The following is a 19,533-nucleotide window of genomic DNA, read 5'->3' on the forward strand; positions in this document are numbered from 1 at the left end:
CCCCGCACGGCGACGGTCAGGCGAGGCCGCGCCGGGTCAGCGTCGGCGGACGGTCGCCCCGGATCGAGGCGACCATGTCGAGCACCCGCCGGGTGGGGCGGACCTGGTGCGCGCGGAACACCCGGGCGCCCAGCCAGGCCGAGACCGCCGTGGCCGCGAGCGTTCCCTCCAGCCGTTCGGCCACCGGCAGGTCCAGCGTCTCGCCGATGAAGTCCTTGTTCGACAGGGCCACCAGCAGCGGCCAGCCGGTGCCGGAGAGCTCGCCGAGCCGGCGGGTGATCTCCAAGGAGTGTCGGGTGTTCTTGCCGAAGTCGTGCGCCGGGTCGATCAGGATCCCGTCGGCGCGTACGCCCAGCGCGACCGCGCGTTCGGCGAGCCCGGTCACCGTCGTGAGCACGTCGGTGACCACGTCGGCGAAGGCCGCGCGGTGCGGGCGGGTCCGGGGCGCCAGGCCGCCGGCGTGCGAGCAGACCAGGCCGGCGCCCGTCTGCGCCGCCACCTGGGCCAGGGCCGGGTCGGCGCCGGACCAGGTGTCGTTGAGCAGGTCGGCGCCCGCCGCCACCGCCTCCACCGCCACCTCGGCCCGCCAGGTGTCGATCGAGATCACCACGTCGGGGAAGGCGGCCCGGACGGCGGCGATGGTCGCCACCGTGCGACGGATCTCCTCGGCCACGTCGACCTCGGCACCGGGACCGGCCTTGACCCCGCCGATGTCGATGATCTCGGCGCCCTCCTCGACCGCCCGCTCCACGGCGCGCAGCGCGCTGTCCTGCGCGAAGGTCGCCCCCTGGTCGAAGAACGAGTCCGGCGTGCGGTTGACGATCGCCATCACCACCAGCTCGTCCGGGCCGAACGTGCGCCCACCGAGCCGAAGCGCCCCGGCCATGCCGCCTCCTGAAGGTCCGCCGCCGACCCGTCCCCGCCGTCGGCCGATGACGACGCTAGCCGGTCCGCCCGGGTCGGGCCCCGCCGGTCCGCCGTCGCCGCCTCCCGTACGGGTGCGTCGGGCGGGGGTCTTCGGTACGGATCCGGGGCGCGGCGGGTGGCGGGGTCGCTCCCGGCGGTTCGACATGCCACGATCTGTGCATGGGTCAGGTTCTGCTCCTGCTGGTCGTGGCGTTGACCGTCGCGGCGGTCGTGTTCGGGGTGACGGTGCTGGTCTCCGGCCGGGATCCCGGCCTGGTGCCGGCCGAGCCGGACGGACGGTCCGTGCCGCTGCCGGCGTCCCGCCCGCTCGCCGAGTCCGACGTGGGCGAGGTCCGGTTCGACACGGCGTTGCGGGGCTACCGCATGGCCCAGGTCGACCACGCGTTGCGCCGGGCGGCCTACGACATCGGCTACAAGTCCGAGCTGATCGGCGTGCTGGAGGCGGAGGTCGCCGCGCTGCGCGAGGGGCGGACGGCGGATGCCGACGCCCTGCGCCGGGCGCGGGAGCAGGCGGCCGGGGCCGCCGCCGCCGAGCCGTCGCCGGAGGCCCGGGGGACGGTGCCAGGCGGGGCCGACCGGCCGGACGGGCCGGGGGACACGGACGTGGTCGTCGCGCCGATCCCCGCGTTCGCGGGCCCGACCGTCGCGTCGGCGGCGAAGGACGCGACGCCGGCCGGCCCCGCAGCCGCCAGGCACCCCGGCGACTCGGCCTTCGCCCGGCCCGGAGCCGATCGCGCCCCGGCCCGGACCGGCGAGGACGACGCCGACACCGCCGTGGACCGGACGGGGGCGGACGACACCGCCGTGGACCAGTCCGACACGGACGACACCGCCGTGGACCGGCCCGGGGCGGACGACACCGCCGTGGACCGGCCCGGGGCGGACGACGCGGCCGTGGGCCGGCCCGGGGCGGACGACGCGGCCGTGGGCCGGCCCGACGCGGACGACACCGCCGTGGAACGGTCCGACGCGGGCGACGGCACGACGCGGCCGGCGGGTGACGCGACCAGCCCCGGCCCGGTGGTCGGGTCGGGGTCGGAGTCGAAGTGACCGGTCCGGAACCCGGCGACGACCTGCGCGACGTGGCGCAGCCCGGCGCTGGCGAGGTCACCGCCACGGTGATCGTCGACGCGCCGGCCGAGCGGGTCTTCGCGGCGCTGACCGCCTGGGAGCGGCAGTCGGACTGGATTCCCTTCACCACCGTCCGGGTGGTCGAGGGCGACGGCGGCGAGGGCAGCCTGGTCGAGGCGGTCACGGCGTTCGGCCCCGCCGTGCTGCGTGACGAGATGCGGGTGGTCCGGGTGGACGCGCCCTACGAGGTGGGCGTGGTGCACTGCGGGAAGCTGCTGCGCGGCCCCGGCGTGCTCCGCTGCACGCCGCTGGAGCGGGACCGCACCCAGGTGGTCTGGCACGAGTGGTTCCACCTGCCCGGCGGGCCGGCGGGCCGGGTGGCCTGGCCGGTGCTCTGGCCCGGGTCGAAGTTCAGCCTCAGCCAGGCGCTGAAGAAGTTCGGTCGGCTGGTGGAGCAGGGCCGGCTCCCCTGATCCGGGGCGGCCGGGGATGTGCCCCGTCGGGTGACTTGGCCTGATCGACTCGATGTCGCCGACATCGGGGTGTCGGCGTGACCGGGACGCCCCGATGTCGCCGAACTCGGGCGGACCGGGCCCGGCGGCCGAGGCGCGGCGCGGGGCCGCAGGGCGCGGGCCCGTCGGGGCCGTGCCCTAGCGTGGACGCGTGACTGACCTGGTGATCGGCGCCGATGGGCTGCCGCGATGCGGCTGGGGGCACAGCACCCCCGACTACGCCGCCTACCACGACACCGAGTGGGGCCGGCCCCTGCGCGGCGACGACGCGCTCTACGAGCGGCTCACGCTGGAGGCGTTCCAGTCGGGGCTGTCCTGGCTGACCATCCTCCGCAAACGCCCCGCGTTCCGGCTGGCCTTCGACGAGTTCCGGATCGAGACCGTGGCCGACTACGGCGACGCCGACGTCGCCCGGCTGCTCGCCGACGCCGGCATCGTCCGCAACCGGGCCAAGATCGAGGCGGCGATCGCCAACGCCCGGGCGGCGCTGGAGCTTCCGGAGGGGCTCTCCGCGCTGCTCTGGTCCTTCGTCCCGCCGCCCCGGCCGGCCCGACCCACGTCGTTCGCGGAGGTGCCGGCGCTCACCGCCGAGTCCACCGCGATGGCCAAGGCGCTCAAGAAGCGGGGCTTCCGCTTCGTCGGCCCGACCACGGCCTACGCGCTGATGCAGGCCACCGGGATGGTCGACGACCACCTTGCGGGCTGCCACGTCGTGGCGGCGCGGGCGGCGTGATGGGATGGAGGCCATGACGACCGACACCGCGCACCGGGTGGACGGGGCGCGCCCCGCCGACGGCACGGGCGCCTGGGCGGTGCTGCTGCCCACCGGGCGCTACGAGGCCGAGCGGCTCGTCCACCACGACACGCTCGAGTTGACCGGCCTGGCCGACGCCGCCCGACCTCGACCCCGACCCGGCGACCGGGTGGCCGTGCTGGTCGACGCGCCGCCCCGGCTGGTGGCGCTGGGCCGGGTCACCGGGGCCGGCGGCGAGGAGCGGGAGGACCCGGACGACCCGCAGTCCGAGCGGGTCGAGGCGCCGCTGGTGGTGGCGTACACCCGGCGGGCCTTCGACGAGCCGGCGCCGGCCGACGCGCTGGCGCTCGACGGGCCGGTGACCGCGCTGGACCCGGCGGCCTTCGGGGCCCTGGCCGACCGGCTCGGCCCGCCGCCGCAGAGGCGTTCCTGGCTGGTCAGCCTGGACCTGCCGATCGAGGCCGCGTCGCCCGCCGAGGCGGTCCGCCTGTTCTGGGCCTACGTGCAGGAGTTGGGCCCCCGCGAGCTGCCGGCCTTCGTCTCGCCCTCCGGCGACGAGCTGGCCATGCAGGCGTTCGTGCTCGGCGCGGAGGCCAACCAGGATCCGGAGGAGGACGACTGACCCGACCGGCGACCTCCCGCGACGACCCCCGGCCACCGCCGGTGATCCACGCACGGGCGGCTCACCCCGCCGGAGGCCCGGCCCACCTCAGTCGGAGGCCCGGCTCACCCCAGCCGGAGACTGGCCCAGCCCGCCGGAGGCCGTCCGGCCTGCCGCCTGCGGCATGCGGGGCCGGGCCGGGCCGGGGGAGGCGTCAGCGGCCCTCGAAGACCGGCTTCTGCTTGTTGACGAAGGCGAGGGTGCCGGTGCGGTGGTCGGCGGTGCCCCCGCAGATCGACTGCGCCTGCGCCTCCGCGGACAGGGCGTCGGCCAGCGTGCCCGCGTCGGCGATGGAGAGCTGCCGCTTGATCGCCCCGTACGCGACGGTCGGGCCGGCGGCCAGCCGGGCGGCCAGCTCCTGCGCGGTCGGCAGCACCTGCTCGTCGTCCTCCACCAGGCGGTTGAGCAGCCCGATCTGGCAGGCGTCCGTCGCGCCCACCGGCTCGGCCAGCATCAGCAGCTCGATGGCCTTGGCGTGCCCGACCAGCCGGGGCAGCGTCCAGGAGGCGCCGGTGTCGGCGGCGAGCCCGACCTTGGCGAACGCCATCAGGAAGCTGGTCGACGGCCCGCCGATGCGGATGTCGGCCAGGAAGGCCAGCGAGGCGCCCGCCCCGGCGGCCATCCCCCGCACGGCGGCGACCACCGGCTTGGGCAGGTTGGCCAGCCGGGCGGCGATCGGGTTGTAGTGCGCGCGGACGGTGTCCAGCGGGTTGCCGTCGGTGGACTCCAGGGTCTGCACGTGCTCACGCAGGTCCTGGCCGGCGCTGAACGACCGACCCGCGCCCGCGAGCACCACCGCGCGGCAGGACCGGTCGGTCTCCAGCTCGGCCAGCGTGTCCCGCAGCGCCTCCTTGAGCGCGACGTCGAGCGCGTTCATCGCCGTGGGGCGGTTCAGCGTCAGGGTGACGACGGCGTCGGTGCGGTCGACGAGCAGCGGCTCGGTCACTTCTAACGACCCTTCTGTCGGGCGATGCGGTTGCCGGAGTCGAGGCACTGCTCGACGTACCGGTCGGCGGCCGGCCGCAGCCGCGCCGCGTGCCGGTCGAAGAAGCTGGCCGCGGCGGTGCCGGGCCAACGCTCGGGGAGCAGCGCCGGGGGCAACTGCGGGTCCCGGAACAGGAAGGTACGCCACGCGTGCACGAGCCGGAACCGGGCGGCGTACGCCTCCTCGTCGAGGCTGCGCACGGTGACCCCGGCCAGCAGCGGTCGCTGCTCGGCGACGAACTGCTCGTACGCCTGGCCGATCTCCGTCAGGTCCCAGGCCCGGCGCACCACGCCCATCGCGCCGGGGGTGCCGGCGGTGTGCGCGGCGGTGAACCGCTCGTAGCGCACGCCCGCCTCGTCGAGCAGCACGTCCACGTCCTCGCCGGGCCGGGTCGCCACCCAGGTGCACTCGTCGAGGGTGCCGTAGCCGAGGAAGGTCAGGTTGGCGGCGAGCCGCTGCCGGTCCCGCCGGGACAGGGGGGCCTCCAGCACCAGCAGGTCGAACCGCCCGTCCCAGGTGATCCGGCCCGTCCGGTAGATCCGCGCCGCCGCCTCGTCCAGCCGGCGGGCGGCTTTCGGGGTGATCGAATATCCCGGTCCGGAGGTCAGCCGACACGGGTCGAGCCACCCCTGGCGGACCATCCGGGAGACCGCCGTACGCACGGCGGGCGGGGCGATCCCGAGCGGCGCCAGCAGCCTGACCAGGGCGGCGACGGGTGCCCGGCCGCCCCTCGCCCGGAGGTGGTCGCCGTACAGGTCGAAGAGTGCCGACCGTGCCTGCATGACCGCACATTGTGACAGGCCTTCTCAGGATAAGCTAGATGCTGTTACATCAATGCTGCTTCGGTTTGGGTCCGGCGGTGTTCATCAGGGAAAATCGTTGGTCGACACCCCCGCATAGGTTGCGGTGGTCAAGACGAAGTGGCTGTGGGGCAACCCACCGACCCTGGTGTAGGTCTGAGGGGAGACAACATGGCGGCGATGAAGCCGCGGACGGGCGACGGTCCGCTGGAAGTCACCAAGGAGGGCCGGGGCATCGTCATGCGCGTCCCGCTGGAGGGCGGTGGCCGGCTCGTCGTCGAGATGACTCCCGACGAGGCCAACGCGCTCGGTGACGCACTGAAGGCAGCCGCCGGCTGACCGAGGAACGGTCCGCGCGTCCGCGTGGGCCTTTCGTCAACCCCTGAGCCACCGGCCCCGCCGGTGGCTCAGGGTCTTCATTCCCCGCGGAGCCACGCTCCGCGAGCTTTCCTGGAGGTACGGCTCCGCGTGCTCGCCATCCGTCTGCTCGCCGAGCCGGACCGGCTCGACACCCTCGTTCTGCCCGTCCGGCCAGGTGCGGCCGGCGACGAACCGGCCCGACCGGCCCCGACCGGGGCGACGCTGCCCGACGGCGTGGCCGAGGAGGCCCTCGCCCTGGTGCCGGCGGCACGACTGACCGGGCGCCCCGGTGAGGTCCAGGCACAGCTGCGGCCCGGGCGCGACCCCGGCCGGCTGCTGCTGCTCGGCATCGGCGTGGGCGACGAGGCGGGCTGGCGGACGGCCGGCGCGGCTCTGGCCCGGGCCGCGAAGGATGAGACACGCGTCACGTTGGCCATGCCGACCGGTGCCACGTCGGCGGCCGTACGCGGACTGGTCGAGGGGCTGCTGCTGGCCTCGTACCGGTTCCGGCTGACCGACGCCGGCACCGCCCCCGCCCTGGCGGAGGTCGACGTCGTGGTGGCCGACCCGGACGCGCACGGCACGGCCCTGGAGGTGGCCCGTACGACGGCCCGGATGACCCGGTTCGCCCGCGACCTCACCAACACCCCCTCGTCGGTGAAGAACCCGCAGTGGTTCGCCGAGCAGGTCGCCGCCCTCGCCGCCGACGTGCCGGACCTGCACCTGCGGGTACGCGAGCCGGAGGAGTTGGCGGCCGAGGGCTTCGGCGGGATCCTCGCCGTCGGGGGCGGTTCGGCCAGCGGCCCGCGCCTGGTCGAGCTGGACTGGCGACCGGCCGACGCGCGTACCCACGTGGTGCTGGTCGGCAAGGGGATCACGTTCGACACCGGCGGCATCTCGATCAAGCCGGTGGCGTCGATGAAGCTGATGCGCAAGGACATGGCGGGGGCGGCGGCGGTGGTCGCGGCGACCCTCGGCGCGGCGGCCCTGCGCCTGCCGGTCCGGGTCACCACGCTCGCGCCGCTGGCGGAGAACATGCTCAGCGGCTCGGCGTTCCGCCCCGGCGACATCATCCGCCACTACGGCGGCACGACCAGCGAGACCACCAACTCCGACGCCGAGGGGCGACTGGTCCTGGCCGACGCGCTCGCGTACGCCGTCGCCGAACTCCAGCCCGACCTGCTGGTCGACCTCGCCACGCTCACCGGGGCGAACGCGGTCGCGCTGGGCAAGCGCCACGGTGCCCTCTACAGCGACAACGACGGGCTCGCCGCGGACGTGCTGGCCGCTGTCGCCGCCGCCGGCGAGGCCGCCTGGCGGATGCCGCTGCCCGCCGACTACGCCGAGCACCTCGGCAGCGACCTGGCGGACCTGCACAGCTCGCCGGACCGGGGCGCCGGGTCCGTGATGGCCGCGCTCTACCTGCGGGAGTTCACCGGCGGGCTACGCGACCGGTGGCTGCACGTGGACATGTCCGCGCCGTCGTGGGCCGACGGCGACGACGCCGAGCTGACCCGGGGCGCGACCGGCTGGGGCGTACGCTCGCTGCTGCGCTGGCTGGGCTCGCTGGGTTGACCGCCCGGCGGCGCCCGCCCCCGGCGGGCCCCCGGTCAGCGGCGGGTCAGCACTTGACGGCGGCGAGCAGCCCGTGGCCGACCGGCAGCAGCGCCGGGATCCAGTGTTCGGACTCCCGGATCGCCTTGATCGCCTCGCGGACGGTCACCGTCTCGACATCCCGGGCGGCGGGGTCGCCGATCCGACCGCCGGCCAGCGTGCCGTTGAGCGCGACCACGCCGCCCGGACGCAGCAGCCGCAGCGCGGCGTCCACGCAGGCGGCGAACCCGGTCGCCTCCGCGTCCACGAAGACCAGGTCGTACGCGCCGTCGGCGAGCCGGGGGAGCACGTCCAGCGCCCGGCCGGTGATGATCCGGGTGCGACCGGCGGCGAAGCCCGCCTCGGTGAAGATCCGCCGGGCGATCCGCTGGTGCTCGACCTCGACGTCGATGGTGGTGAGTACGCCGTCGGCGCGCATCCCGCGCAGCAGCCAGACCCCGCTGACTCCCGTGCCGGTGCCGATCTCCACCACCGCCCGGGCGCTGCCGGCGGCGGCGAGCAGGCGCAGCGCCGCGCCGGCGCCGGGGGTCACCGCCTCGAGGCCGACCTCGTGGGCCAGGGCGCGGGCGGTGCGCAGGACGAGATCCTCGGTCACGTACGACTCGGCGAAGTGCAGGGTCTGGGCCGTCGAATTGCCGGAACCGGCGACCGTGGCGATGGGACACCTCCGGGCGGCATGCGTGGTGCGGGGGCGGGTGGGCACTGTGAGCCTAGAGGCGACGTCGAACGGGCGCAGCCGCGCGTCCGCCACCCGACGATCACGGTCGGCAACCGGTGACTCCATCCGTGGCATCCGTGTAATCCTGGAAGCGGTGTTCCGGCCAGCGCGACCGGGCGACGCTGTCGCCGGGTCCGTGGAGCGCGGGATCCGGGGATGGACTGGGAGGGCACCGACGTGACCGACGGCTGGGACTGGCGCCAGCCCGGGGGAACTCCGGCGCCGGCGCGACCGCCGGTGCCCGGACATCCGCCGGTGGGGTCGCCGCCGACGCCTCAGGGCGCCGGGGGCGGCACGACTTCGCCCTGGTGGTCCGACGCGCTGGCCGACCCGTGGCGCGACCCGGCCGCGCCAGCCGCCGTGGTGCTGCCGGCCGCGCCGAGCCCCGGCACCGAGCCGGAGCCGGTCAGCGACCCGGACGCCCCGGGCCGGCCGACGCTGCGGCAGCTCCTCCTCATCCCGTTGATCACCGCGCTGCTCGCGGGCAGCCTGGGCGGCGCGCTCGGGTACGCCTTTGCGGTGCGCGGGGGTGCCGGGGCCGGCACGGTGCTCGGCGCGGACCCGCAGGCGCCCGGCCTGGCCCAGCGCAGGCCCGAGTCGCTGGCCGGAGTCGCCGAGCGGGTGCTGCCCAGCGTGGTGACCGTCCGGGTGGCGGGCCTCGGCGGCACGAGCGAGGGCTCCGGCTTCATCGCCAGCGCCGACGGGCACGTCATCACCAACGACCACGTGGTGGCGGGGGCGAACGGCAAGGCGTCGGTGGTCTTCAACGACGGCAGTTCGGCCCCGGCGACCGTCGTCGGGCAGGACCCGGAGTCCGACATCGCGGTGATCAAGGTCTCCCGGACGGGCCTGCGGCCGGTCGAGTTCGGCGACTCCGACGCGCTGGCCGTGGGCGATCCGGTGCTGGCCATGGGCTCGCCGCTCTCGCTGGCCAACACGGTCACGGCCGGCATCGTCAGCGCCCTGGACCGGACGATGCGGGCCGGCGAGCCCGGCGGCCCGACGCGCTACTACGCGGCGATCCAGACCGACGCGGCGGTCAACCACGGCAACTCGGGCGGACCGCTGGTCGACGGCGCGGGCCGGGTGATCGGGGTCAACTCGACGATCAAGTCGCTGGTCTCCGAGGGGCAGGAGGCGGGCAACATCGGTCTCGCCTTCGCCATCCCGATCAACCAGGCCAAGCGGATCACGCAGGACATCATCGGCACCGGCAAGGCCCGGCGCACGGTGATCGGCGCGCAGGTCGGCGGGTCCGGCGCGGGCACCGGAGGCGCCGGCGTACGCCTGGCGGCCGTGGAGCCGTCCGGCCCGGCGGCCGGCGCGGGGCTGCGGGCCGGTGACGTGATCCTGAAGCTCGACGGTCGGCCGATGACCGAACCGACCGACCTGATCGCCCTGGTCCGCAAGTTCGCGCCCGGCGCGGTGGTGACCGTGGAGTATCGCCGGGGCGCCAACCGGCAGAACGCCTCCGTGACCCTGGCCGCTGACGCCAAGTAGGGACCGGTCACCCCCTCCCCGGCCGGTGCCCCACGTGCGTAGTCTTGCTGCTGACGCCGAAGGAGGCCCGCGCAGTGTTCGAGAACCTGAACTGGTGGGAGATCGGTGCGCTGCTGCTCCTGGCGCTGCTGATCTTCGGTGACCGGCTGCCCGCGGTGATCAGCGACGGCCTGCGCATGGTGCGCAACCTGCGCGCGATGGCCAGCAACGCCACCACCGACCTCAGTCGCGAGCTGGGCACCGACATCCAGCTGGAGGACCTGCACCCGAAGGCGTTCATCCGCAAGCACCTGCTCAGCGAGGAGGACGAGCAGGCGATCCGGAAGCCCCTCCAGGGCGTCTACGACAACCTGCGGGCGGACGTCACCGGCGTGCACAACGAGCTGAAGGACGTGGCCTCCGCCGCCGACGTGCGCGCGAACGGCAGCCGCCCGGCGACCACCACCGGCGCCGCCCCGGCCCCCGCCCCCCGGGCCAGCTACGACGACGCGACCTGACTCCGGCCCGCCCTGCCGCCGCCGTTGGGACGCGACGGGGGCGGCGCTCCCGGGGGAACGCCGCCCCCGTGCGGGTGGCGACAGCGCCGGCCGTGGCCGGCGTACGGTCAGCGACCGGCGGGCTTGAGGCCCAGCGGCTTGCCGAGCAGCGACTCCCGGCGCAGGGCGAGCCGGTCGGCGACCTGGCCCAACGCCTTCGCGGCCGGCGACTCCGGCTCGGCCAGCACGATCGGGGTGCCCACGTCGCCGGCCTCGCGCACGCGGGTGTCGAGCGGGACCTGCCCGAGCAGCGGCACCTGCGCGCCGATGGTCTTCGTCAGCGACTCGGCGACCGCCTGGCCGCCGCCCGCGCCGAAGACCTCCATCCGGGAGCCGTCCGGCAGCTCCAGCCAGGACATGTTCTCGATGACGCCGACCACGCGCTGGTGGGTCTGCAACGCGATCGCGCCGGCCCGCTCCGCCACCTCGGCGGCGGCGGCCTGCGGGGTCGTGACGATCAGGATCTCGGAGTTGGGCAGCAGCTGGGCCAGGGAGATCGCCACGTCACCGGTGCCCGGGGGCAGGTCGAGCAGGAGCACGTCCAGCTCGCCCCAGTAGACGTCGGCGAGGAACTGCTGCAACGCCCGGTGCAGCATCGGGCCGCGCCACACCACGGCGGCGTTGCCGGCGGTGAACATGCCGATCGAGATGACCTTCACGCCGTGCGACTGCGGCGGCATGATCATGTCCTCGACGCGGGTCGGGCGGCCGTCCGCGCCGAGCATCCGGGGCACCGAGTGGCCGTAGATGTCGGCGTCGACCACGCCGACGGAGAGCCCGCGGGCGGCCAGCGCGGCGGCCAGGTTGACCGTCACGCTGGACTTGCCGACGCCGCCCTTGCCGCTGGCGACCGCGTACACGCGGGTGCGGGAGCCCGGCTGGGCGAACGGGATGACCGGCTCCTGGGAGGCGCCGCCGCCGCGCAGCTTCGCCTGGAGTTCCTGGCGCTGCTCGGGGCTCATCACGCCGAACTCGATCGTCACGCCGGTCACCCCGGGCACCGCGCCGACGGCGGCCGTGATGTCCGAGCGCAGCTTGTCCTTCAGCGGGCAGCCGGCGACGGTGAGCAGCAGCTCGACCCGTACGACGCCGTCGTCGCCGACCTCGGCGGAGCGGACCATGCCCAGCTCGGTGATGGGCCGGCGGATCTCCGGGTCGTTGACGGTGGCCAGGGCGGCCTGGATCGCGTCGGAGACGGTGCTGACGGGTGCTGACATGCCCGCAATGCTACGTCGGCGCCCCTGCCCCACCGCCGTCAGCGGGGGGCGGTGTGAGCGAATCGATGGCGACGGCTGCGTTGGCCGGCATACCGGACGAAGCGGGACGATCGAGCCGGTGCCGCTGAGCCGGTCCCCCGGCGCGGGCGGCGCCCAGGCCGCTCAGGCCTCGGCCTCCCGGCCCTCCGGGCGACCGTCGTGGGCCTGATCGCCGTCCAGGTCGTCGCGGGGCTCCTCCAGCCCGTCGCCGTGCTGCGGGACCCTGTCCTGCTGCCGGCGCTCCAGCCGCTGCCGGCGCCGGCCCGCCTCGTCCAGCTCCTCGGCCAGCCGGGCCAGCTCCGAACGGAGGAAGTCCCGGGTCGCGACCTCGCCCATCGCGTTGCGCAGCGCGGCGATCTCCCGCGCCAGGTACTCCGTGTCGGCCTTCTGCATGGTCGCCCGGCGGCGGTCCTCCTCCAGGGAGACCCGGTCCCGGTCGGCCTGCCGGTTCTGCGCCAGCAGGATCAGCGGGGCCGCGTAGCTGGCCTGGAGGGACAGCACCAGGGTCAGGAACGTGAAGGTGTACGGGTCGAAGCGCAGGTGCGCGGGGGCCAGGGTGTTCCAGGCGAACCACAGCGCGATCACGATCGTCATGTAGACGATGAAGTTCGCGGTGCCCATCCCCCGGGCGATCCCCTCGGACCACCGGCCGAAGGCCTCCGGGTCGAACCGGGGCAGCTTGACGGCCCGGGGCTCGCGCGGCTGGTCGAGCCGCTGCGCCCGTCGCTGCTCAGCCATCCGCGCCGTCCAGCGTCGGCCCGGCGGTGGACGGGCGCTCGGCGGCGTCCCGCTCCCGCCAGTCCCGGGGCAGGAGGTGGTCCAGCACGTCGTCGACCGTGACCGCGCCGACCAGCCGGTTGTTGCGGTCGATGACGGGCATGGCGACCAGGTCGTACGTGGCCATCCGGCGGGTGATCTCCGGCAGCGGGGTGGTCGGCCGCAGCGGGTCGATGTCGTTGACCACGATGCCGCCGAGCAGGTCGGCCGGCGGCTCCCGGAGCAGCCGCTGGAAGTGCACCATGCCGAGGTAACGGCCGGTCGGCGTGGTCATCGGCGCCCGGGACACGAAGACCTGCGCGGCGATCGCGGGGGAGAGCTGCGGTTCCCGGATCCGGGCCAGGGCCTCGGCGACGGTGGCGTCCGGCGGCAGGATGACCGGCTCGGAGGTCATCACGCTGCCCGCCGTTCCCGGCGTGTACTTGAGCAGCTGACGCACCGGATCGGCCTCGCCCGGCTGCATCAGGTCGAGCAGGACGTCCTGCTCGGGCGGCGGCAGCTCACTGAGCAGGTCGGCGGCGTCGTCCGGGTCCATCTCCTCCAGCACGTCGGCGGCCCGCTCGCGGTCCAGCGCGGCCAGGATCTCCACCTGGTCGCGCTCCGGCAGCTCGCTCAGCACGTCGGCCAGGCGCTCGTCGTCCAGCGCGGCGGCGACCTCGTTGCGCCGGGTGTCGGGGAGATCCTGGAGGGCGTTGGCGAGGTCGGCGGGGCGCATGTCCTCCAGCACCGAGAGCAGGTTGGCCGTGCCCCGGCTGTCGGCGATGCCGCTGAGCCCGCGTACCCGCTCCCACTCGACCTGGTGCAGGTGGCCCCGGCGGGTCAACCGGCCGGTCTGCTCGCGTACGGCGACCCGGGCCAGCGACCACTCGCCGCCCCGGCTGCACTCCATCGCCACGTCCACCACGGAGCCCGACTGCCCGCCGGGCTCGACCTGCACCCGGCGGTCCAGCAGCTCCTGGAGCACGAGCAGCTCGTTCGGGCGCTTCTCGAAGCGGCGCAGGTTGAGCGTGCCGCTGCCGAGCACGACCGCGTCGGCGTCGATGGAGGTGATCCGGTTGAGCGAGAGGAAGATGCGCCGCCGCATCGGCATCTCGGCGACGAGACCGACGACCTCGGGCGGGCGTTGCGTCGGCCGCAGCCTGCCCACCGCGTCGCGGACCCGGCCCACCTGGTCACCGTTGGGATCGAAGACGGCTACCCCGGCGAGCCGGGCGAGGTAGACCCGGGTCGGCGTGCTCACGGGCACCAGCCTAAGCGCCTAGTGTTTATCAACATGTCGACCTTGGCCTACGAGATCGTGGACGTCTTCACCGACCGCCCGTTTGCCGGCAACCCGCTGGCGGTGGTGTTCGGCGCCGAAGGGCTGGCCACCGAGCAGATGCAGGCGCTCGCGCTGGAGTTCAACCTCTCCGAGACGGTGTTCGTGCTCCCGCCCACCCAGGTCGGCGCCACCTACCGGGCCCGCATCTTCACCCCGGCGGAGGAGCTGCCCTTCGCCGGTCACCCCAGCGTCGGCGCGGCGGTGACCGCCAGCCGCCGTGGCATGTTCGGTGTGGGGCAGGTCACCCAGGAATGTGGGGCGGGCGTACTGCCGATCGAGGTGACCGCGACCGCGGCCACGCTCACCGGCGGCGTACCCACCCTCGGCCCCGAGCTGGACCCGGAACCGCTGCTGGAGATGGCCGGCCTGGACGCGGACGACCACGTCGGCCCGGCGCCCCGGGTGGCCGGCTGCGGGCTGGAGTTCCCCTACCTCCCGGTCCGCCCGGACGCGGTGGCCCGCGCACGGGTCAACGCGGCGGCGGCGCAGCGGTACGGAGTGGAGCACGTCAGCGTCTTCTCCTGGGACGCCGCCGCTCAAACCGCGCACGCCCGGGTATTCGTCCCCGGGTTGGGTGTGCCGGAGGACCCGGCCACCGGCTCGGCGGCCCTGGGCCTGGGGGTGTGGCTGGTCGCCAGCGGCCTGCTGCCCGCCGACGGGCGCGCGGGGTACACCGTCCACCAGGGCGTCGAGATCAACCGCCCGTCCGTGCTGACCTGCACGGTGACCGCCGAGGACGGTCAGGCGGTGGGCGCCACCGTGGCCGGGCACGTCGTACCGGTGGCCCGGGGCGAGATCACGGTCCCGCCGTTCGTCGGCTGACCTGCGCGATCCGGGCCGCCGGATCGGATCGCCCGGCGTCGTGCCCGTGCCGTGCGTGCCGACCGCGTCGAGGGCGGCGCGCGCCGGACCCCGGGCGGCACTGACGGGACGGGGATGGATGCGGGAGGATGCGAGGGTGACCGACGCGGAGCGGACCAGCACGCCGCTGGTCGACGAGGCGATGAAGAAGGCCGCCGTGGCCTGGGTGAGCGTGCCCGGCGGGCCGGCGCTCGCGCTGTGGTGCCTGCCCCTGGAGGGGGCGCTCTTCGTGGTCAGCGGCCCCGGGGAGCAGTCCGCCCCGGGGCTGGCCGACGCGACCGAGGCGCAGGTCACCCTGCGCGGTGACCACGGCGGGCGGATCGTCACCTGGCCGGCGCGGGTGAGCCGCCTGGCGCCCGGCACCGAGCACTGGGAGACGACCGCGCCGCTGGTGGCCGCGAAGCGGCTCAACGCGTCCGGGCCCGCGGCGGAGCTGGTGGAGCGCTGGGCGACCGACGGCTGCGCGGTGAACCGGCTGGAGCCGGCCGGTGAGCCGCTCGCCGGCGCCGGGCTGCCCGCGGACTCGCTGGCCGAGGTGCCCCGCGAGACGCCGGCGGTCCGGGCGACCCGCAAGCCGTTCCGCCTGCACCGGGTCCGCCGCCGCTGAGGCGTCCGGCCCGGGTCCCGGGTTTCACGCGGAGACGCAGCCCGCCGGTACCGCCGGCACGGGCACGCCTGCCCGCCCCGGCACCCGCTCGACGAGGTCGACCACCTCGTCGAGCGAGCGCAGCACCGGCCCGATCCAGTCCTCGTCGGCGTTGAACACCATGTGGCCGGCCAGGTCCGGCGCGGCCAGCCGCACGGCTGTCATCCCGGCCCGCTCCGCCCCGGTCAGCTCCTGGCTGCCGCCGTCGCCGACGTAGAGGCAGTCCGCTGGCCCCAGGTCGAGCCGCCGGCACGCCGCCTGGTAGAGCGCCGGGTCCGGCTTGCAGCGCCCCACCTGCACGGAGAAGACCCGCACGTCGAGCAGCGGGGCGATCGGCAGTTGCGGCAGGAACGCCGGCAGCTCGTGCGTGCAGTCGCTGATCACTCCCGTACGCAGGCCGAGCCCCCGTAGCGCGGCGAGCGTGGGCACCGCCTCGTCGCGCAGCCGGGTGTCGGCGCGGATGGCCCGGTGGCGGGAGGCGACCGCCGAGCGGATCGCGTCCTCGGAGGGGTGCACGCCGGCCTGCTCGCAGACCCAGCGCAGGGTCGCCTCGGCGTTGCCGAACCGCCCGCAGGCCCGTTCGTAGTAGGTGCGGTCGAGCACGTCGACGAGCGTGTGCGGGGCGCAGCCGAGCAGCTCGGCGGTCGACCGGTGGGCCACGCCCCGCTGGACGGAGCGGGTCAGCGTGCCGAAGAAGTCGAACAGGACCGCCTGGTAGGTGGGCATGGGGGAGCGCCTCCGGGCGGTAGGGGAATCGCCGGCGCGGACAGGCATGATCGTAACGGAGTGCTGACGGTACGTGTCGGCCCGTGGCGTGTGAGGATTGCTCCCCGTGTCCCCCGCAGCGCACCGCCCGTCGTTCCACCCGGCGACCACCGGGGCGCTCGTTCTGGCCGTCGTCGCCGTCTCGTCGTCCGCGCCGCTGGTGGCCGTCGCGGCGGCACCGGCGCTGGCCGTCGCGTTCTGGCGCAACCTGCTCTCGGTCGCCGTGCTCGGCCCGTTCTCGGCGGCCCGGCGACGCGCCGAGTTCCGGTCGCTGACCGTCGGCGCCGGTCGGCGCGAGGGCGTCTACTGCGTGCTGTCGGGGGTCGCGCTCGCCGCGCACTTCGCCACCTGGATGCCCAGTACCAAGCTCACCTCGGTCGCGGCGGCGACCGCGCTCTGCGCCACCCAGCCGGTCTGGCAGGGGCTGATCGCCCGCGCCCAGGGCCGTCGGCTGCCGGGCGCCGTCTGGGTCGGCATCGGGGTGGCGGTCGCGGGTGCGGTCGTGGCGACCGGGGCGGACTTCGCTGTCTCCGGCCGGGCCGTGGCCGGCGACCTGCTCGCAGTGGCCGGCGGCCTGTTCGCGGCGGTCTACACCGCGCTCGGCGAGCGGGCCCGTACGACGATCAGCACGACCACCTACACCACCGTCTGCTACGGGGTCTGCGCCCTGGTCCTGCTCGTGGTCTGCCTGGTCGGCCGGGTGCCGCTGACCGGCTTCGACACCGGCACCTGGCTCGTCGTGCTGGCCCTGGTGGCCGGGGCCCAGCTGCTCGGGCACTCGATGTTCAACTACGCCCTGAAGAAGGTCTCGGCGACAACGGTCAGCGTGCTGGCCCTGCTGGAGGCCCCGGGCGCGGCCCTGATCGGCTGGGCCTGGCTGGGTCAGCTGCCCGGGGTGACCGCCCTGGCCGGGCTGGGGCTGCTGCTGGCCGGCGTCGCCGTGGTGGTGCTCGGCGGCGCCCGCTCGGCCCGCCGCGTCCGCCCGGTCACCACCACCGTCCCCGCCGACGCCGGCCCACCGCCCGACTGACCGCCGAACGGCCCCTGCCGCCGAACGGCCCCCGGCCCGCAGCCGTCCATCCGGCGGCCGGACGGGGGCCACCTGGCCCGCCGCCGTCCACCCCTGCCGCCGGACGGCCACCCAGCCGGCGAACGGCCACTCCTTCGGCGCGGGAACGGCCGTTCCGCCTGCCTGATCCGGCGGCATCCGTGAGAGTGCGAGGGAGGGCACGCGGCGGCGGGAAGGCGGATGGCGGAGCGGGACGGCGACGAGGGCGGCACGACCGTCACGCCGTCGGCCGAGTTCCCGCCGCTCGACCCGGACGAGCTGCGGGCTCTACGCCGGATCGGCGACCGGTGGCGGGCCGCCCGGCGGGGCCGACCGCCCGGCGCGGACACGCTGCCGGTGGACCCGACGCTGCGCCGGCACCCCGACCGGCCGGCCCCGACGCGGTTCGGCCGCCTCGCCCCGATCGCGATGTTCCGGGTCGGGGAGCCGGACGAACTGGTCGCCACCGCGCCGGCCAACCTGCCCGGCAGCCGGCTCGGCCGGGCGACCACGCGGCTGCGGCGGGCGCTGTTCGGGCCGCCGCTGAGCAGCGCCGCCGTGGTCTACGAGCGGATGCGCAAGCTGGTGGCCCTGCCGGTGCTCTCCTCCGACCTGCTCAGTTCGGTGGCGTACGGGCCGGAGGCGATGCTCGCCGTGCTGCTGCTCGCCGGCAGCGGGGCGCTCGGGCTGTCCCTGCCGCTGGCCGCCGGGCTGGCGCTGCTCATGATCGCGGTCGGCGTCTCCTACCGGCAGACCGTCGCCGCCTACCCGCACGGGGCCGGGTCGTACATCGTGGCGGGCGACAACCTGGGCGCGGGGGCGGGGCTGGCCGCGGCGGCGGGACTGATGACGGACTACGTGCTCACCGTGGCGGTGTCCGTCTCCGCCGGCATCAGGGCGATCACCTCGGCGATGCCGGGACTGGCCGCCTGGACGGTGCCCCTCGGGCTGGCCGCGATCGGTCTGCTGCTGGCGGGCAACCTGCGCGGCGTACGGGCCGCCGGCAACCTCTTCGTGCTGCCCACGTACGCCTTCGTGGTCGCGCTGCTGGCGTTGCTCGCGGTCGGCTGGTTCCGCGCGGCCGGGCGGGGTTTCGTCCCGATGGCCCCGCCGCCGGTGCCGGCCGTGGAGGGGTTGGGGCTGCTGCTGGTGCTCCGCGCGTTCTCCTCCGGCGCGGTCTCGATGACCGGCATCGAGGCGGTCTCCAACGCGGTTCCGGCGTTCCGGCCTCCCGAGTGGCGCAACTCGCGCACCACGCTCACCTGGATGGTCGCGATGCTGGTGCTGTTCTTCGGCGGCCTCGTCGGGTTGATCCACCTGTCCGGGCTGGTGCCCGCCGCCGAGCAGTCGCTCCTCTCCCAACTGGCCCGGGTCACGTTTCCCAGCGGTCCCTGGTACGCCCTGATCCAGGCCGCCACCGCGCTGATCCTGCTGCTGGCCGCGAACACCGCCTTCAACGACTTCCCCCGCCTGCTCTTCTTCATGGCTAGGGACGGGCACGCGCCGCGCCGGTTCCTGCACATGGGCGACCGGCTCGCCTTCAGCAACGGGCTGGTGGCGCTCACCGTCACGGCGGCGGTGATCCTGGTGGCCTTCCGCGGGCACACCGAGGCGTTGATCCCGCTCTACGCGGTCGGGGTGTTCCTCGCCTTCACCCTGTCCCAGGCCGGGATGGTCCTGCACTGGCGACGCCGGCGCGGCCCCGGCTGGCGCCGCCGGGCGACGATCAACGCGGTGGGCGGCACCTTCTCCGGCCTCGTGCTGGTGACCGCCGCGGTCACCAAGTTCACCGAGGGCGCCTGGGTGGTGGTCGTCGCCGTGCCGCTGCTGGTCCTGCTGTTCCGGGCCATCCACCGGCACTACCGGCGGCTGCACCGGTCCCTGGCGCTGCACCCGCCGCCGGGCGGCCCGGCGCCCGGGCCGCCGGTGGTGCCGGCCCCGCCGCCCGCCGCCGGGCCCGCCGCACCGGAGGACGAGGAACTGCCCGAGCAGGTACGCCACCTCGTGGTGGTGCCGGTCGCCCGGCTGAACCGGGCCTCGCTGCGGGCCCTGGCGTACGCGGCCTCGCTCGGGCAGCCGACGCTGGCCGTGCACATCGCCCCCGAGGAGCCGGAGGCGGACCGGTTCCGGGAGCAGTGGCGGGCGTGGGGCGACCACCTGCGGCTGGAGACGATCGTGTCCCCGTACCGGGCGGTGGTCGGGCCGCTCGCGCACTACCTGGAGGCGCTGCACGCCTCCCGGGCCGATCTGGTGCTGACCGTGGTCGTGCCGGAGGTGGTGGTGCGCAGCCGTTGGCACCGGCTGCTGCACAGCCGCACCGAGCAGCGGCTGCGTACGGCGCTGCGCCGGCTGCCGGGGGTGGTGGTCACCAGCCTCCCGGTGCACCCGGGCGGGTAGCGGCCCCGAGGGACGGCGGCGGCG

Annotated in this window: 19 protein-coding genes and 1 pseudogene; 12 read left to right on the top strand and 8 right to left on the bottom strand. The window is 75.4% G+C overall.

Features of this window, described 5'->3' with window-relative positions; translation table 11 throughout:
* Positions 1-16: 16 nt before the first annotated feature.
* Positions 17-886 carry a dihydropteroate synthase gene (gene folP, locus ACPXCB_RS18945; protein ID WP_425876974.1) on the bottom strand — a complete coding sequence of 290 codons (870 nt, stop codon included), beginning with the start codon at positions 884-886 and terminating at the stop codon, positions 17-19.
* A gap of 200 nt (positions 887-1,086) precedes the next feature.
* On the opposite strand from folP, the pseudogene ACPXCB_RS18950 reads away from it, so the two are divergent.
* The 4 genes and pseudogenes from ACPXCB_RS18950 to ACPXCB_RS18965 form a co-directional block, all read left to right on the top strand.
* Positions 1,087-1,626: pseudogene (locus tag ACPXCB_RS18950) on the top strand (DivIVA domain-containing protein); the annotation flags it as partial.
* 347 nt (positions 1,627-1,973) lie between these two features.
* Positions 1,974-2,471: an SRPBCC family protein gene (locus ACPXCB_RS18955; protein WP_425876975.1), complete on the top strand. Its 498-nt coding sequence runs from the start codon at positions 1,974-1,976 to the stop codon at positions 2,469-2,471.
* Between the two features lie 190 nt (positions 2,472-2,661).
* Positions 2,662-3,243: a DNA-3-methyladenine glycosylase I gene (locus ACPXCB_RS18960; RefSeq protein ID WP_425876976.1), complete on the top strand. Its 582-nt coding sequence runs from the start codon at positions 2,662-2,664 to the stop codon at positions 3,241-3,243.
* Between the two features lie 13 nt (positions 3,244-3,256).
* Positions 3,257-3,886, top strand: a complete 630-nt coding sequence (locus ACPXCB_RS18965; RefSeq protein WP_425876977.1) for a hypothetical protein — start codon at positions 3,257-3,259, stop codon at positions 3,884-3,886.
* 193 nt (positions 3,887-4,079) lie between these two features.
* On the opposite strand, the gene ACPXCB_RS18970 is transcribed toward ACPXCB_RS18965, so the two are convergent.
* Both ACPXCB_RS18970 and ACPXCB_RS18975 read right to left on the bottom strand, forming a co-directional pair.
* Positions 4,080-4,871 carry an enoyl-CoA hydratase-related protein gene (locus ACPXCB_RS18970; protein ID WP_425876978.1) on the bottom strand — a complete coding sequence of 264 codons (792 nt, stop codon included), beginning with the start codon at positions 4,869-4,871 and terminating at the stop codon, positions 4,080-4,082.
* A gap of 2 nt (positions 4,872-4,873) precedes the next feature.
* Entirely contained in the window at positions 4,874-5,692 is an 819-nt protein-coding gene (locus ACPXCB_RS18975) for a PaaX family transcriptional regulator C-terminal domain-containing protein (protein ID WP_425876979.1), read from the bottom strand.
* Between the two features lie 189 nt (positions 5,693-5,881).
* Here ACPXCB_RS18975 and ACPXCB_RS18980 point away from each other — a divergent pair, with 189 nt between their 5' ends.
* Positions 5,882-6,049: a DUF3117 domain-containing protein gene (locus ACPXCB_RS18980; protein ID WP_007455245.1), complete on the top strand. Its 168-nt coding sequence runs from the start codon at positions 5,882-5,884 to the stop codon at positions 6,047-6,049.
* A gap of 129 nt (positions 6,050-6,178) precedes the next feature.
* A complete protein-coding gene (locus ACPXCB_RS18985) occupies positions 6,179-7,645 on the top strand; it encodes a leucyl aminopeptidase family protein (protein WP_425876980.1) in 1,467 nt (488 codons plus the stop codon).
* A gap of 46 nt (positions 7,646-7,691) precedes the next feature.
* Here the strand turns inward: ACPXCB_RS18985 and ACPXCB_RS18990 are convergent, their stop codons facing one another.
* A complete protein-coding gene (locus tag ACPXCB_RS18990; protein ID WP_425877060.1) occupies positions 7,692-8,279 on the bottom strand; it encodes an O-methyltransferase in 588 nt (195 codons plus the stop codon).
* A gap of 279 nt (positions 8,280-8,558) precedes the next feature.
* Here ACPXCB_RS18990 and ACPXCB_RS18995 point away from each other — a divergent pair, with 279 nt between their 5' ends.
* On the top strand, positions 8,559-9,902 hold the full coding sequence (locus ACPXCB_RS18995; RefSeq protein ID WP_425876981.1) for a S1C family serine protease: 1,344 nt from the start codon (positions 8,559-8,561) through the stop codon (positions 9,900-9,902).
* Positions 9,903-9,976: 74 nt separating this feature from the next.
* Positions 9,977-10,399 carry a preprotein translocase subunit TatB gene (locus tag ACPXCB_RS19000; protein ID WP_425876982.1) on the top strand — a complete coding sequence of 141 codons (423 nt, stop codon included), beginning with the start codon at positions 9,977-9,979 and terminating at the stop codon, positions 10,397-10,399.
* Positions 10,400-10,506: 107 nt separating this feature from the next.
* Here ACPXCB_RS19000 and ACPXCB_RS19005 read toward each other — a convergent pair whose 3' ends face one another.
* From ACPXCB_RS19005 to ACPXCB_RS19015, 3 genes are all read right to left on the bottom strand, one after another.
* Positions 10,507-11,655 (bottom strand): Mrp/NBP35 family ATP-binding protein, encoded by a 1,149-nt coding sequence (locus ACPXCB_RS19005; RefSeq protein WP_421457120.1) that lies wholly within the window; start codon positions 11,653-11,655, stop codon positions 10,507-10,509.
* A gap of 162 nt (positions 11,656-11,817) precedes the next feature.
* A complete protein-coding gene (locus ACPXCB_RS19010) occupies positions 11,818-12,432 on the bottom strand; it encodes a DUF1003 domain-containing protein (protein ID WP_425876983.1) in 615 nt (204 codons plus the stop codon).
* Positions 12,425-13,711: a magnesium transporter MgtE N-terminal domain-containing protein gene (locus tag ACPXCB_RS19015; protein ID WP_425876984.1), complete on the bottom strand. Its 1,287-nt coding sequence runs from the start codon at positions 13,709-13,711 to the stop codon at positions 12,425-12,427. Before ACPXCB_RS19015 ends, ACPXCB_RS19010 begins: the two co-directional genes overlap by 8 nt.
* A gap of 33 nt (positions 13,712-13,744) precedes the next feature.
* Between ACPXCB_RS19015 and ACPXCB_RS19020 the strand changes: the two genes are divergently transcribed.
* Both ACPXCB_RS19020 and ACPXCB_RS19025 read left to right on the top strand, forming a co-directional pair.
* Entirely contained in the window at positions 13,745-14,614 is an 870-nt protein-coding gene (locus ACPXCB_RS19020; RefSeq protein WP_425876985.1) for a PhzF family phenazine biosynthesis protein, read from the top strand.
* A gap of 118 nt (positions 14,615-14,732) precedes the next feature.
* Positions 14,733-15,260, top strand: coding sequence for a hypothetical protein (locus ACPXCB_RS19025; protein WP_425876986.1), 528 nt, complete (start codon positions 14,733-14,735; stop codon positions 15,258-15,260).
* A 24-nt stretch (positions 15,261-15,284) separates the two neighbouring features.
* On the opposite strand, the gene ACPXCB_RS19030 is transcribed toward ACPXCB_RS19025, so the two are convergent.
* The gene (locus tag ACPXCB_RS19030) at positions 15,285-16,025 is read right to left on the bottom strand and encodes an HAD family hydrolase (RefSeq protein WP_425876987.1); all 741 of its coding nucleotides are present in this window, start codon (positions 16,023-16,025) and stop codon (positions 15,285-15,287) included.
* Between the two features lie 97 nt (positions 16,026-16,122).
* Here ACPXCB_RS19030 and ACPXCB_RS19035 point away from each other — a divergent pair, with 97 nt between their 5' ends.
* Both ACPXCB_RS19035 and ACPXCB_RS19040 read left to right on the top strand, forming a co-directional pair.
* Positions 16,123-17,094, top strand: coding sequence for a DMT family transporter (locus tag ACPXCB_RS19035; protein ID WP_425876988.1), 972 nt, complete (start codon positions 16,123-16,125; stop codon positions 17,092-17,094).
* 219 nt (positions 17,095-17,313) lie between these two features.
* Positions 17,314-19,509, top strand: a complete 2,196-nt coding sequence (locus tag ACPXCB_RS19040; RefSeq protein ID WP_425876989.1) for an APC family permease — start codon at positions 17,314-17,316, stop codon at positions 19,507-19,509.
* Positions 19,510-19,533: the final 24 nt, after the last annotated feature.

Source organism: Micromonospora sp. DT62 (assembly GCF_049847285.1).
Classification (GTDB): domain Bacteria; phylum Actinomycetota; class Actinomycetes; order Mycobacteriales; family Micromonosporaceae; genus Micromonospora; species Micromonospora reichwaldensis.